Source organism: Curtobacterium sp. MCSS17_006 (assembly GCF_003234215.1).
Lineage (GTDB): Bacteria > Actinomycetota > Actinomycetes > Actinomycetales > Microbacteriaceae > Curtobacterium > Curtobacterium flaccumfaciens.
Genome location: NZ_QKSO01000003.1, coordinates 161,830 through 175,231, shown reverse-complemented (window position 1 = coordinate 175,231; position 13,402 = coordinate 161,830). Strand labels below are relative to the sequence as shown.

Below are 13,402 nucleotides of genomic sequence, written 5' to 3'. Positions count from 1 at the left end.
TCGTGATCGTCCGCCGATGAAGCCGCACGGAAGGTCCACCGCGTCGCATGACGAACCAAGCTCCCCACGCCTACGACGTGATCACGATGGGACGCGTCAGCGTCGACATCTACCCGCAGCAGACCGGCCCGCTCGAGGACGTCTCGACCTTCTCGAAGTCCGTCGGCGGCAGCGCCACCAACGTCGCCATCGCCGCTGCTCGACACGGCGCGGACGCCGCGGTCATCACCCGGACGGGCAACGACCCCTTCGGCCGGTACATCGCCCGCACGCTGCCCGAGTACGGGGTCGCGAACGCGTTCGTCGAGACGGTGGAGGGGCTGAACACCCCCGTCGCCTTCTGCGAGATCTTCCCGCCGGACGACTTCCCGCTCTACTTCTACCGGGCCCCGAAGGCGCCGGACCTGATGATCACGGCGAAGTCCCTGCCGCTGCACGAGATCGAGCGCGCGAAGATCTTCTGGACCACGGTGACCGGCCTCAGCGAGGAGCCGAGCCGACAGGCGCACCACGTCGCGTACGAAGCCCGGTCCGCCGCGCAGAACAGCACGAAGACCCACACCGTCTTGGACCTGGACTACCGGTCGATGTTCTGGTCGAGCCCCGAGGCCGCGACGCGCGAGGTCGCGATCGCCCTCGAGCACGCCACCGTCGCCGTCGGCAACCGCGAGGAGTGCGAGGTGGCGGTCGGTGAGACCGACCCGGTCCGCGCCGCCGACGCGCTGCTCGACCGCGGTGTCGAGATCGCGATCGTCAAGCAGGGGCCGAAGGGCGTGCTGGCGAAGACCCGCGACGAGTTCGTCGAGTTCCGTCCGCACCACATCGACGTCGTGAACGGGCTCGGCTCGGGCGACGGCTTCGGCGGCGCGCTGACCCACGGGCTGCTGCAGGGCTGGAGCCTCGAGCGGATCCTGGCGTTCTGCAACGCCGCCGGCGCGATCGTCGCGACGCGGTTCGAGTGCTCGACGGCGATGCCGACGAGCGACGAGATCGAGCAGTTCCTGACCGACAACCCGGCCGAGGGCACGACGCACACGGGTGCGACGCACACGGGTGAGACGCACACCGAGGAGAAGACCCATGCCTGAGCTCAGCCCCGCTGACTTCCAGCGCCTCCGTGACATCCGTGCCGGCCAGCCGGACCTGGTGCGTGCCACGCTCGACGCCCGCCGCAAGCGCTCCCTGCTCGCCGACGACGGCAAGCTCTTCATCGTCGCCGCCGACCACCCCGCACGCGGTGCGCTGGCGGTGCGCGACGACGAGTCCGCGATGGCGGACCGCTACGACCTGCTCGAGCGGCTCGTCACGGCCCTCGGCCGGCCGGGAGTCGACGGGGTGCTCGGCACCCCAGACATCCTGGAGGACCTCGCGCTGCTCGGCGCCCTCGACGGCAAGGTCGTCGTCGGGTCGATGAACCGCGGCGGACTCCGCGGTGCCACGTTCGAGATGGACGACCGGTACACGGCGTACTCGGCGCAGGCGATCAAGGACTCCGGGCTCGACTTCGCCAAGCTGCTGGTGCGCATCGCGCTGGAGGACTCGGGCACCGCGCCGACGCTCGAGGCCACGGCCCGCGCCGTCAGCGAGGCCGCGGCGCTCCAGCTGCCGATCATGCTCGAGCCGTTCATGTCCGAGTGGCGGGACGGCCGGGTCGTCAACGACCTGTCGGCCGACGCCGTGATCACCTCGATGGCCATCGCTGCCGGCCTCGGCGAGTCCAGCGCCTACAGCTGGCTCAAGATCCCCGTCGTCGACGACATGGAGCGCGTGATGGCCGCGACGACGCTCCCGACGCTGCTGCTCGGCGGTGACCCGGCTTCGCGCCCGCTGGAGACGTACGCCAAGTGGGCTGACGCCCTGGCCCTGCCCGGCGTCCGCGGCCTGGTCGTCGGACGCACCCTGCTCTACCCCTCGGACGGCGACGTCGCCGCCGCCGTGGACGTTGCCGCCGGTCTCGTCCACAGCCAGGAGGCCCGGGGCGGGTTCTCCACAGAAGCCCACGACCCAGCCGCTCGGCTCGCGGGCGCCACCACCATGGACTCGTCCATCTCGGAAGGAAGCAACGCATGACGCTCACCGACACGACCACCACCACCGTCGGGCACTGGATCGACGGCAAGCGCGTCGAATCCGCGTCGGGCAACACCGCCCCCGTGTACGACCCGGCGCTCGGCGTCGCGACCAAGCAGGTCGCGCTGGCCGACGAGTCCGAGATCCAGGCGGCCATCGGCAGCGCCAAGGCGGCGTTCCCCGGCTGGAGCAACCTGTCGCTGGCCAAGCGCCAGGCGATCCTGTTCTCGTTCCGCGAGATCCTGAACCGCGACAAGGCCGAGCTGGCCGAGATCATCACGAGCGAGCACGGCAAGGTCATCGACGACGCCATGGGCGAGATCGCCCGTGGGCAAGAGGTCGTGGAACTCGCCACCAACATCCCGAGCCTGATGAAGGGCGAGTTCTCCGACCAGGTCTCGACCGGCATCGACGTCTACTCGATCCGCCAGCCGCTCGGCGTCGTGGGCATCATCAGCCCCTTCAACTTCCCGGCGATGGTGCCGCTCTGGTTCCTGCCGATCGCGATCGCCGCGGGCAACACCGTCGTGCTGAAGCCGAGCGAGAAGGACCCGTCGGCCGCCATCTGGCTCGCCGAGAAGTTCAAGGAGGCCGGGCTGCCCGACGGCGTCTTCAACGTCCTCAACGGCGACAAGCTGTCCGTCGACGGCCTGCTCACCAGCGACGACGTCGAGTCGATCTCGTTCGTCGGCTCCACGCCCATCGCGCAGTACGTCTACGAGACCGGTACCAAGCACGGCAAGCGCGTGCAGGCCCTCGGTGGCGCGAAGAACCACATGCTCGTCCTGCCGGACGCCGACCTCGACCTGGTCGCCGACAACGCGATCAACGCCGGCTTCGGTTCGGCGGGTGAACGCTGCATGGCGATCTCGGTCGTCGTCGCCGTCGAGCCGGTGGCCGACGAGCTCATCCAGAAGATCAAGGACCGCGCGGCGACCCTGCGCATCGGCGACGGTCGTCGCGGGTGCGACATGGGCCCGCTCGTCACGAAGCAGCACCGTGACAAGGTCGCCTCGTACATCGAGGTCGCAGAGCAGGACGGTGCGGTGGTTGTGGTGGACGGCCGCACCGTCCGACCCGACGGCGACGAGAACGGCTTCTGGCTGGGCCCGACGCTGATCGACCAGGTGCCCACCACCAGCCGCGTCTACACCGAGGAGATCTTCGGTCCGGTGTTGAGCGTCGTGCGGGTCGCCACCTACGAAGAGGGCCTCGAGCTCATCAACTCCGGCGCGTACGGCAACGGCACCGCCATCTTCACGAACGACGGTGGCGCCGCCCGACGGTTCCAGCGCGACGTGCAGGTCGGCATGATCGGCATCAACGTCCCGATCCCGGTGCCGGTCGCCTACTACTCGTTCGGTGGCTGGAAGAACTCGCTGTTCGGTGACCACAAGGCGTACGGGGCCGACGGCGTGAGCTTCTTCACCCGCCAGAAGGCGATCACGAGCCGCTGGCTCGACCCGTCGCACGGCGGCATCAACCTCGGCTTCCCGTCGAACAACTGACCCGCGGCATGGCGAACGAACAGCACCAGCACGACCAGTGGTTCATCCCGGCGGGCTCCCGGCCCGAGGCGGGCTGGACCGACGTGGTCGACGGTCGCATCGAGGGGTGGGCGCACACCGGGCTCCGGACCGGGGCGCTGACCGACGGGGGCGAGCTGCGCCTCCCGGCCGACGCCGTGGAGCGCATCGTCGTGCCGCTCGCCGGGTCGTTCCACGTGACCCATTCGGGCGCCGCCGGTGACGGCGAGCAGACCCTGCAGGGGCGGGGGAGCGTCTTCGACGGCCCCACCGACGTCCTGTACCTGGGATCGGGCTCCACGGCCACCATCACCGGCAGCGGCCGGTTCGCCGTCGCGGAAGCCCCCACCGACACCGTCAAGCCGACCACCTACGTGGCCCGGCCGGACGTGCCCGTGGAACTCCGCGGTGCCGGGCAGTCGAGCCGCCAGGTGCACAACTTCGGCACCCCGGCCGCGCTCGACGCCGTCAAGTTCATCGTGTGCGAAGTGATCACGCCGGCCGGCAACTGGTCGTCGTACCCGCCGCACAAGCACGACACGAACGTGCCCGGTTCGGAGTCGAACCTCGAGGAGATCTACTACTACGAGGCGGCGGTGTCCCGTGGGCTCGAGTCGATCGCGCCCGAGGCCGCCGACCCGTTCGCCCTGCACCGCACGTACGCCTCGGACGACCGCGCCATCGACGAGTTCCGGCAGGTCCGGACCGGCGACGTCGCCCTGGTGCCGTACGGCTGGCACGGTCCGGCGGTCGCCGCTCCGGGCTACGACATGTACTACCTGAACGTGATGGCCGGGCCCGACCCGGAGCGCGTCTGGAACATCACCGACGACCCCGCCCACGGGTGGGTCCGGCAGGCGTGGGCATCGGAATCGATCGACCCACGACTGCCCTACGAAAGGAAGCAGGCGTGACCACCACCACGCGGAAGATGACCGTGGGCCAGGCACTCGTCGAGTTCCTTGCCAACCAGTGGACCGTCGACGGCGACGTCCGCGAACGCACCATCCCGGGGATCTTCGGCATCTTCGGGCACGGCAACGTCGCCGGGGTCGGTCAGGCCATCAAGCAGCTCCACGTCGAGCAGCCCGGGCTGCTGCCGTACCACCAGGCCCGCAACGAGCAGGCGATGGTGCACGAGGCCGTCGGCTTCGCCCGCATGCACCGCCGCCGCGCGACCTACGCGTCCACGGCGTCGGTGGGCCCGGGCGCCGCCAACATGCTGACCGCCGCGGCGCTCGCCACCACGAACCGGCTGCCGGCCCTGCTGCTGCCGTCGGACACCTTCGCCACGCGCACCACCGACCCGGTGCTCCAGCAGATCGAGCTGCCGCACGACACGTCGTTGCAGGTCACCGACGCCTTCCGTCCGCTCTCGCGCTACTTCGACCGTGTGGAGCGTCCGGAGCAGCTGTTCTCGATCGCCCTCGCCGCGATGCGGGTCCTCACCGACCCGGCCGAGACCGGTGCGGTGACGATCGCCCTGCCCGAGGACGTCCAGGCCGAGGAGTTCGACGTCCCCGTCGCGTTCCTGCAGCCGCGCGAATGGCACATCCGCCGTCCGCTGCCCGAGCGTGGCCCGCTCGAGCGAGCCGTGGCCGCGATCCGCGCCGGCCGGCGTCCGGTCATCGTGGCCGGCGGCGGGGTGCTGTACTCCGACGCCGCCGACGAGCTCCGCGCCTTCGTCGAGGCCACCGGGATCCCGGTCGGCACGTCGCAGGCCGGCGGCGGATCCCTGGTCTGGGACCACCCGCAGTACCTCGGCGGGATCGGCGCGACCGGCACCGCGGCCGCCAACGCGATCGCCGCCCAGGCCGACGTCGTCATCGGGATCGGCACCCGCTACAGCGACTTCACCACGGCGTCGCGCACGGCGTTCCAGAACCCGGACGTCACGTTCGTCAACGTCAACGTCGCCGCGTTCGACGCCTACAAGCACGGTTCGCAGCTGCCGCTGATCGCGGACGCCCGGGAGGCCCTGGTCGCCCTGACCGAGTCGCTCACCTCGGACACGGCGTACGTCGTCGAGCCCGGCTACGCGTCCGAGATCGCCTCGCTGAAGGCGGCGTGGGACGCCGCCGTCGACGGCGCGTTCGCGCCGACCGGCGCGGACCTGCCCGGCCAGCCCGAGATCATCGGCGCCGTGCAGTCGGTCTCCGACCCGCGCGACGTCGTGATCCAGGCCGCGGGCTCGCTGCCCGGCGACCTGCACAAGCTCTGGCGGGTGCGCGACGAGCTCGGCTACCACGTCGAGTACGCGTTCTCCTGCATGGGCTACGAGATCGCCGGTGGCATCGGGGTGCGACGCGGGGCTCCGGACCGCGACGCGATCGTGATGGTCGGCGACGGCAGCTACCTGATGCTGCACACCGAGCTCGTCACCGCCGTGGCCGAGGGCATCAAGATCATCGTCGTGCTCATCCAGAACCACGGGTACGCGTCGATCGGGCACCTGTCCGAGACCGTCGGCTCCGAGCGCTTCGGCACGAAGTACCGGTACCTCGACGAGACCGAGTCGTTCGAGAACGGCGAGCCCCTGCCCGTCGACCTCGCAGCCAACGCCCGCTCGTACGGCGTCGACGTCATCGAGGTGCAGCCCGGTCCGGACAGCATCGAGGACCTGAAGGCCGCGCTGCGTCAGGCGAAGGCGAACGACCACACCACCCTGGTGCACATCAACTCCGACCCGCTGGTCTACGCCCCCGAGGGCGACGGCTGGTGGGACGTGCCGGTCGCGCAGACCTCCACCCTCCCCAGCACCCAGGCCGCCCGCGCCGAGTACGAGCAGCAGGTCGCCACGCAGCGTCCGCTGCTCGGCTGAACCGTTCACGAGACAGAAAGCGACAGCGACGTCATGACCGACACCGCCACCCCCATCGGCAGCCCCGCCACCGACGCGGCGCCCGCCTCGATCCGCATCGGCACCGCCCCGGACTCGTGGGGCGTCTGGTTCCCGGACGACCCGAAGCAGGTGCCGTGGCAGCGCTTCCTCGACGAGGCGTCCGCCGCCGGGTACGAGTGGATCGAGCTCGGGCCGTACGGGTACCTGCCGACCGACCCGTCGCAGCTGTCCGACGAGCTCGAGTCCCGCGGGCTCAAGCTGTCGGCCGGCACGGTCTTCACCGGGTTCCACAAGGGCGAGGACCAGTTCCAGCGTGCGTGGGACCAGGCCGTCGCGGTCGCCGGTCTGGCCGCGAAGCTCGGCGCCGAGCACCTGGTGACGATCCCGGACCTGTGGCGCTCGGACGCCACCGAAGAGGTGCTCGAGGCGCGCACGCTCACCGACGAGCAGTGGGAGCGTCTCGGCAAGGGACACGACCAGCTCGGCAAGGCGCTGCTCGAGGAGTACGGCGTCCACCAGCAGTTCCACACCCACGCGGACAGCCACGTCGGCACCTACAAGGAGACCGTGCGGTTCCTCGAGGTCACGAACCCCGAGTACACCAACCTCTGCCTCGACACCGGCCACTTCGCCTACTACGGCGGCGACAACCTCAAGCTCATCGCCGCTCACCCGGAGCGCATCGGCTACCTGCACCTCAAGCAGGTCGACACCGACCTGCTGTTCGACGTGCTCAAGAACGACGTGCCGTTCGCCACCGCCGTGTCGCAGGGCATCATGACCGAGCCGCCGCACGGCACCCCGGAGCTCGCCCCGATCATCGAGGCCGTCGCCGCGATCAACCCGGACATCTTCGGCATCGTCGAGCAGGACATGTACGGCTGCTCCGTCGACGCCCCCGGCCCGATCGCCGAGCGCACCTTCCAGCACATCTTCGGCTCGACCTCGGCCGCCCGCGCCTCCTGACGCGCCGTCCACGCAGCGTCAACAACCCCCAGGAGAACACCACCATGACCACCACGCAGAACCTCCGCGTCGCCGTCGTCGGCGCCGGCATGATGGGCGCCGACCACGTCCGTCGCATCACCGCCAAGATCTCGAACGCCGACGTCGTCGCCGTCGTCGAGCCCGACCAGGCCCGTGCCGCTGCGGCAGCCGCCCTGGCGCCCGGCGCGATCACCGCCGCGTCCTTCGACGAGGCGCTCGAGCAGACCGAGATCGACGCCGTCATCATCGCGACGCCGGGTTTCCTGCACGAGCCGATCCTGGTGACCGCGCTCGAGCGCGGCCTCACCGTCCTGTGCGAGAAGCCGCTGACGACCAGCGCCGAGGACTCGCTGCGCATCGTCGAGCTCGAGCAGCGGCACGCCGCCCGGCCCGTCATCCAGGTCGGCTTCATGCGCCGGTTCGACGCCGGGTACCAGGAGCTCAAGGCCCTGCGCGAGTCGGGGGCGAACGGCGCCCTGCTCGCCCTGCACCACGCGCACCGCAACCCGACGACGCCGCCGAACTTCAGCGAGTCGATGCTCATCCACGACTCGGTGATCCACGAGATCGACATCATCCCGTTCCTGACCGGCGAAGCCATCACGAGCGTCGAGGTGAAGAAGCCGCGCAAGAACTCCCTCGCGCCGGCCGACCTGCCCGAGCCGCAGTTCGTCCTGTTCACCACCGAGTCCGGCACGATGGCGATCGTCGAGATCAACGTCAACGCCCAGTTCGGCTACCAGGTCACCACCGACGCCGTGTTCGAGTCCGGTGTCGCGTACATCGGCCGCGACACGTCGCTCTCGCTCGTCGCAGCCGGAGCGACCTCGCAGGGCGTCACGCCGTCCTTCAAGGAGCGCTTCGGTGCCGCCTACGACGAAGAGGTCCAGCGCTGGGTCGACGCTGCCCGGACCGGTGGCATCGACGGGCCGAGTGCCTGGGACGGCTACACCGCATCCGTCGTCGCCGAGGTGGCGGTCCGGGCCCAGCAGTCCGGCGCGCACGAAGCGGTCGAGTACGCGGTCACGAAGCCGGCGTTCTACGACGAGACGAGCGACGCGACGAGCGACGCGACCGCCGCGCTCGCCGGGGCCTGATCGATGCCGAAGATCGCGCTCGACCCGACCCCGTTCCACCACGACCTGTCGCTGCTCGAGTTCCCGCGCAAGGTCGCGGAGCTCGGCTACGAGTACCTGCAGCTCACCCCGCACAAGGACTTCATCCCTTTCTACCGGCACCCCAAGGCCGACGACGACCTGGTCGACGCGTTCGCCGCGGCCTGCCGTGACGCCGGGGTCCAGGTGGCGAGCGTGCTGCCCGTGCTGCGCTGGTCGGGTCCGGACGAGGACGCCCGACAGGCTGCGGTGCGGAAGTGGAAGCGGGTCATCGAGATCACGAAGCGCCTCGGCGTGGACACCATCAACACGGAGTTCTCCGGCCGCCCCGAGCGTGCCGAGGAGTCCGAGGACCAGTTCTACCGGTCGATGGAGGAACTGCTGCCGATCATCGAGGACGCCGGCATCCGTGTGCTCATCGATCCCCACCCCGACGACTTCGTCGAGGACGGGCTCGAGGCGCTCCGGGTGATCCGCGGCCTGAACTCGAAGCACGTCGGCTTCGTGTACGTCGCCTGCCACACGTTCCACTACGGCGGCAACATGGACGAGATCATCGACGCGGCCGGTGACTCGCTGCAGCTGGTCCACGTCGCCGACGCGTACGACCACCGTCGCTCGCACGGCCTGCGCTACATCACGAACCCGCCCGGCAACCCGGTCCGCGTGCACCAGCACCTGCCGGTCGGCCAGGCGGACGTCGACTTCGACGCCTTCTGGGCAGCACTCGACCGGGTCGGTTTCTCGGCGCGCGAGGACACCGTCGCCGTCTCGAGCGTCTTCGCCGAGGACGAGAACGCCGACGCGGTGTCGCGGTTCCAGCTCGACACGATCACGAAGGGACTCCACCGATGACCACCACCCTCGAGACGCAGGCGTCCACCGACGCCGACTCCCGTCCCGTCACCCTGCAGGCCGCGGAGCAGACCCCGACCGCCCTGTGGAACGACTCCGCCGACCCGCGCGAACTGTCGACCGCCATCCACGAGTACGGTGCCGTCGGTGCGACCTGCAACCCGGTGATCGCGTACACCTGCATCCAGCAGGACCCGGAGACCTGGGTCCCGCGCATCCGCGAGATCGCCGAGGAGCACCCGACGGCGGGGGAGTCCTGGATCGGCTGGAAGGCCGTCGAGGAGCTCTCCATCGCCGCCGCGGCGCAGCTGCTGTCCGCGTTCGAGGCGTCCGGAGGCCGGAACGGTCGACTGTCCATGCAGACCGACCCCCGGTTCCACCGCGACGCCGACGCGCTCGTCGAGCAGGCCGTCCGGTTCTCGCAGCTCGCGCCGAACATCATCGTGAAGATCCCCGCCACCAAGGTCGGCATCGCCGCGATCGAGGAAGCCGCCTACCGCGGGGTCTCGATCAACGCCACGGTGTCCTTCACCGTGCCGCAGGTCGTCGCCGTGGGCGAGGCCATCGAGCGCGCCCTCGACCGCCGTGCTGCCGAGGGCCTGCCGGAGCAGGAGTTCGGTCATGTCGTCACCCTGATGGCCGGCCGCTTCGACGACTGGCTGAAGACCGTCGTCAAGCGCGACCACGTGATGGTGGACCCGGGCATCCTCGAGTGGGCCGGTGTCGCCGCGGTGAAGAACGCCTACCGCGTCTTCCAGGAGCGTGGGTTCCGGTCGCGCGTGCTGGTCGCCGCGTTCCGCAACGCACTGCAGTGGTCGGAGTTCCAGGGCGGGGACCTGGTGGTGTCGCCGCCGTTCCAGTGGACGAAGGACATCAACGACAACGCGTTCCCGTTCCGTCCGCACGCCATCGACGACGAGGTCCCCGTGCACGTCATCGAGGCGCTCCGGGCCGCGACGCCGGAGTTCGCCCGCGGTTACGACGTGGACGGCATGACGATCGACGAGTTCGACCGCTTCGGTGCGACCGTGACGACGCTCCGGCAGTTCCTGGACGCCGACGCGAAGCTCGACGCCCTGGTCCGCGACATCATCGTCCCCGCGATCTGAGACGCGATCCGAGTCGCGGTCTGATGCGCGGCGCGATCCGCGGTCGCAACCACGGGTCGCGCCCCGCGCCCCGCGCGCTGACGCACCAGCCTGGAGGCCCGGTGCCGGTCCCCGAGACCGGCGCCGGGCCTCCAGACGGTTGCGTCATGTGCTGACAAAGGCCGCCGCATCGGCTACGCTCGTTGTCGCGCTCCAATGCGTGTCACCTGAACGAAGGAGTTCTCCATGGACAGCATCGGCGTCGGGCTGATCTCGGTCGGCTGGATGGGGCGGTTGCACTCGCGTGCCTACCGAGCGTTGCCGGACCACTTCCCGGAGCTCGGCGTCCAGCCGCGGCTCGTCGTCGCGGCCGACCCGATCGAGGCGGCCCGTGACCAGGCGGTGACGCGGCTCGGGTACGAGCGGGCCGTCGCCGACTACCACGAGGTCCTCGCCGACCCGGCGGTCGACGTCGTGTCGATCTGTTCGCCGAACTTCCTGCACCGCGAGATGGCCGTCGCCGCGGCCGAGGCGGGCAAGCCGTTCTGGATCGAGAAGCCGATGGGCCGGTACGCCAGCGACTCGCGCTCCATCCACCAGGCGGTGCAGCGGGCCGGCGTCATCACGAGCGTCGGCTTCAACTACCGGCACGCCCCGGCGATCGAGCGCGCCCGTGAACTCGTCCGCAGTGGGCGGCTCGGGCGCATCACGAACGTGCGCGGCTCGTTGCTCGCCGACTACTCGTCCGACCCGGCGGCCCCGCTGACCTGGCGCTTCGAGCGTGAGCGAGCCGGATCAGGTGTGCTCGGCGACCTGCTGTCGCACGGACTCGACCTGGCGCAGTACGTGGTGGGGCGGATCGCCTCGGTCAGTGCGCTCGCCGAGACGTTCATCGAGTCGCGTCCCCGCCCGGGTGCCGGCATCGTCGACCGCAGTGCGGCGGCCACCGGCGAGCTCGGTGCCGTCGAGAACGAGGACTACGCCGCCCTGCTGTTCCGGTTCGAGGACGGTGCGGTCGGCACGATGGACTCGAGTCGGGTCATGCGTGGGCCGCACGCCGAGTACACGCTCGAGATCTACGGCACCCGCGGCTCGGTCCGGTGGGACTTCCAGCGCCTCAACGAGCTCGAGGTGTACCTGGACGGGCAAGAGGTCGACGGGTACGCGACGCACTACGTCGCACCCGGGGACGGCGACTTCGGTCGCTTCCAGCCCGGCGCCGGGACCGCGATGGGCTACGACGACCTGAAGACGATCGAGGCGGCGCAGTTCATCGCGAGCGTGCGGCGCGGGGAGCAGCTCGCACCCTCGGTCGCCGACGGGCTGGCTGCCGCGTCGATCGTCGAGGCGGCAGAGGCCTCGCTGGTCGACGGCGCGTGGCACGACGTCGATCGTGTCGACGGACCGCTGACGTACGGGGCGCCGACGCCGAGGTTCTAGACACGTGGCGGTGCCGTCTTGTTAGTATGTAAGGACAAAGTCCGAGCAACCAGGAGGCACCATGCCGCTCGTCCGTATCGACCTCGCCACCGGCCGCTCGCCGGAGGCCGTCCGTGGCATCGCCGACGCCATCCACCAGGCCATCGTCGACGTGTACGGGATCCCGGTGCGGGACCGGTTCCAGGTGATCACCGAGCACCCGGCGCAGCAGATCATCGCCGAGGACGCCGGCCTGGGGTTCGAGCGCACCGAGGGTGTCATCGTCATCCAGGTGTTCACGCAGCGCGGGCGGACCGACGAGGCGAAGGCGGCGCTGTACCGGGCGATCCACGACGCCCTCGCGGCGGTCGGTGTCGCGTCCGAGGACGTCTTCATCGGCTACGTCGAGAACGGGCCGCAGGACTGGTCGTTCGGCTTCGGGCGTGCCCAGTACGTCACAGGTGAGCTCGGGGTGCCCGCGCTCGGTTGAGGCCGTGCGGGTGCGAGGCGGTCACGACACCCCGCTCAGTTCCGCCGAGTGGTCACGAACTGTCGGTTGCCGGGCGTCCGGGCGACAGTTCGTGACCACTCGGCGCATCGCTGACAGCGTGTCCTGACCTCTCGCCGAGCGACCTACTTGTCGACGAGCGTGACCTCGAACGAGTACCGGTCGGGGCGGTAGCAGTGCACGCCGTACTCGACCGCACGGCCCGAGGCGTCGTACGCGGTACGGCTCATCGTGAGCACCGGGTCGCCGTCCTCGATCTCGAGCAGGCCGGCCTCTTCGTCGGTGACCGCACGGGCGCCGATCCGCTGCTTCGCCACCCGCATCGTCACGCCGCGGCCGCGCAGCAGCTGGTACAGCCCGTACGCCTGCAGGTCCTCGTCGGTCAGGTCGAGGAACTCCGGCGGCAGGTAGTTCTCGAGGATCGCCATCGGGACGTCCTCGGCGAACCGCACCCGCCGGATGTGCGCGACGGTCGTGCCGGGCTCGATGCTCAGTGCCGCGGCGACCTCGTCGGACGCGGGGACGTCGTTGCGCTGCAGGAGCTTCGTCGCCGGAGCCTGCGCACCCTGCGCCAGGTCGTCGTACAGGCTCGTCAACTCGACCTTGCGGGTCACCGGCCCGTGCACGACCTGGGTCCCGATGCCACGGCGGCGCACCAGCAGGCCCTTGTCGACGAGGTCCTGGATCGCCCGGCGGATCGTCGGCCGCGACAGACCCAGTCGCTCGCCGAGGGCGATCTCGTTCTCGAGCCGGGCCCCTGGAGGCATCGCGCCGGAGCGGATCGACTCCTCGATGCGCGAGGCGACCTGGAAGTAGAGGGGCATGGGACCCGACCGGTCCAGGTCCATGAACAGGTCGGACGGCAGCTGGCCTTCGTTGGTCATCGCGGTCCTTCACACGTGCGGAGATACCGGCGTCGGTGCCGACGGCATTGTCGTGACAATACCACCGGGGATGTGACACCCCGGCCGCGCGCAGCGGGCGTTGCGTCA

The 13,402-nt window shown here is 70.2% G+C and carries 12 protein-coding genes; 11 read left to right on the top strand and 1 reads right to left on the bottom strand.

Features of this window, described 5'->3' with window-relative positions; genetic code table 11:
- Positions 1-47: 47 nt before the first annotated feature.
- The 11 genes from iolC (at position 48) to DEJ21_RS04620 (ending at position 12,392) form a co-directional block, all read left to right on the top strand.
- Complete coding sequence (gene iolC, locus DEJ21_RS04670) at positions 48-1,088, top strand: 5-dehydro-2-deoxygluconokinase (protein WP_110864409.1); 1,041 nt, start codon at positions 48-50, stop codon at positions 1,086-1,088.
- On the top strand, positions 1,081-2,070 hold the full coding sequence (locus tag DEJ21_RS04665) for a class I fructose-bisphosphate aldolase (protein ID WP_111223856.1): 990 nt from the start codon (positions 1,081-1,083) through the stop codon (positions 2,068-2,070). Before iolC ends, DEJ21_RS04665 begins: the two co-directional genes overlap by 8 nt.
- Complete coding sequence (locus DEJ21_RS04660) at positions 2,067-3,578, top strand: CoA-acylating methylmalonate-semialdehyde dehydrogenase (protein ID WP_110864410.1); 1,512 nt, start codon at positions 2,067-2,069, stop codon at positions 3,576-3,578. Before DEJ21_RS04665 ends, DEJ21_RS04660 begins: the two co-directional genes overlap by 4 nt.
- An 8-nt stretch (positions 3,579-3,586) precedes the next feature.
- Positions 3,587-4,510: a 5-deoxy-glucuronate isomerase gene (gene iolB, locus DEJ21_RS04655; RefSeq protein WP_111223855.1), complete on the top strand. Its 924-nt coding sequence runs from the start codon at positions 3,587-3,589 to the stop codon at positions 4,508-4,510.
- A 17-nt stretch (positions 4,511-4,527) separates the two neighbouring features.
- The gene (gene iolD / locus DEJ21_RS04650; protein WP_111223929.1) at positions 4,528-6,417 is read left to right on the top strand and encodes a 3D-(3,5/4)-trihydroxycyclohexane-1,2-dione acylhydrolase (decyclizing); all 1,890 of its coding nucleotides are present in this window, start codon (positions 4,528-4,530) and stop codon (positions 6,415-6,417) included.
- Between the two features lie 33 nt (positions 6,418-6,450).
- A complete protein-coding gene (locus tag DEJ21_RS04645) occupies positions 6,451-7,404 on the top strand; it encodes a sugar phosphate isomerase/epimerase (protein WP_042539399.1) in 954 nt (317 codons plus the stop codon).
- 44 nt (positions 7,405-7,448) lie between these two features.
- Positions 7,449-8,522, top strand: coding sequence for a Gfo/Idh/MocA family protein (locus tag DEJ21_RS04640; protein ID WP_111223854.1), 1,074 nt, complete (start codon positions 7,449-7,451; stop codon positions 8,520-8,522).
- 3 nt (positions 8,523-8,525) lie between these two features.
- Complete coding sequence (locus DEJ21_RS04635) at positions 8,526-9,395, top strand: sugar phosphate isomerase/epimerase family protein (RefSeq protein ID WP_110864413.1); 870 nt, start codon at positions 8,526-8,528, stop codon at positions 9,393-9,395.
- Positions 9,392-10,504 carry a transaldolase family protein gene (locus DEJ21_RS04630; protein WP_111223853.1) on the top strand — a complete coding sequence of 371 codons (1,113 nt, stop codon included), beginning with the start codon at positions 9,392-9,394 and terminating at the stop codon, positions 10,502-10,504. Before DEJ21_RS04635 ends, DEJ21_RS04630 begins: the two co-directional genes overlap by 4 nt.
- Before the next feature lie 225 nt (positions 10,505-10,729).
- Positions 10,730-11,923: a Gfo/Idh/MocA family protein gene (locus DEJ21_RS04625; protein ID WP_111223852.1), complete on the top strand. Its 1,194-nt coding sequence runs from the start codon at positions 10,730-10,732 to the stop codon at positions 11,921-11,923.
- 61 nt (positions 11,924-11,984) lie between these two features.
- Positions 11,985-12,392, top strand: a complete 408-nt coding sequence (locus DEJ21_RS04620) for a tautomerase family protein (RefSeq protein WP_111223851.1) — start codon at positions 11,985-11,987, stop codon at positions 12,390-12,392.
- 143 nt (positions 12,393-12,535) lie between these two features.
- On the opposite strand, the gene DEJ21_RS04615 is transcribed toward DEJ21_RS04620, so the two are convergent.
- Positions 12,536-13,294, bottom strand: a complete 759-nt coding sequence (locus tag DEJ21_RS04615; protein ID WP_071405736.1) for a GntR family transcriptional regulator — start codon at positions 13,292-13,294, stop codon at positions 12,536-12,538.
- Between the last annotated feature and the right edge of the window lie 108 nt (positions 13,295-13,402).

Excerpts from the sequence above, each read along its gene's own strand:
- iolC (WP_110864409.1), top strand. The coding sequence starts at position 48 with ATGACGAACCAAGCTCCCCACGCCTACGACGTGATCACGATGGGACGC.
- DEJ21_RS04665 (WP_111223856.1), top strand. The coding sequence starts at position 1,081 with ATGCCTGAGCTCAGCCCCGCTGACTTCCAGCGCCTCCGTGACATCCGT.
- DEJ21_RS04660 (WP_110864410.1), top strand. The coding sequence starts at position 2,067 with ATGACGCTCACCGACACGACCACCACCACCGTCGGGCACTGGATCGAC.
- iolB (WP_111223855.1), top strand. The coding sequence starts at position 3,587 with ATGGCGAACGAACAGCACCAGCACGACCAGTGGTTCATCCCGGCGGGC.
- iolD (WP_111223929.1), top strand. The coding sequence starts at position 4,528 with ATGACCGTGGGCCAGGCACTCGTCGAGTTCCTTGCCAACCAGTGGACC.
- DEJ21_RS04645 (WP_042539399.1), top strand. The coding sequence starts at position 6,451 with ATGACCGACACCGCCACCCCCATCGGCAGCCCCGCCACCGACGCGGCG.
- DEJ21_RS04640 (WP_111223854.1), top strand. The coding sequence starts at position 7,449 with ATGACCACCACGCAGAACCTCCGCGTCGCCGTCGTCGGCGCCGGCATG.
- DEJ21_RS04635 (WP_110864413.1), top strand. The coding sequence starts at position 8,526 with ATGCCGAAGATCGCGCTCGACCCGACCCCGTTCCACCACGACCTGTCG.
- DEJ21_RS04630 (WP_111223853.1), top strand. The coding sequence starts at position 9,392 with ATGACCACCACCCTCGAGACGCAGGCGTCCACCGACGCCGACTCCCGT.
- DEJ21_RS04625 (WP_111223852.1), top strand. The coding sequence starts at position 10,730 with ATGGACAGCATCGGCGTCGGGCTGATCTCGGTCGGCTGGATGGGGCGG.
- DEJ21_RS04620 (WP_111223851.1), top strand. The coding sequence starts at position 11,985 with ATGCCGCTCGTCCGTATCGACCTCGCCACCGGCCGCTCGCCGGAGGCC.
- DEJ21_RS04615 (WP_071405736.1), bottom strand. The coding sequence starts at position 13,294 with ATGACCAACGAAGGCCAGCTGCCGTCCGACCTGTTCATGGACCTGGAC.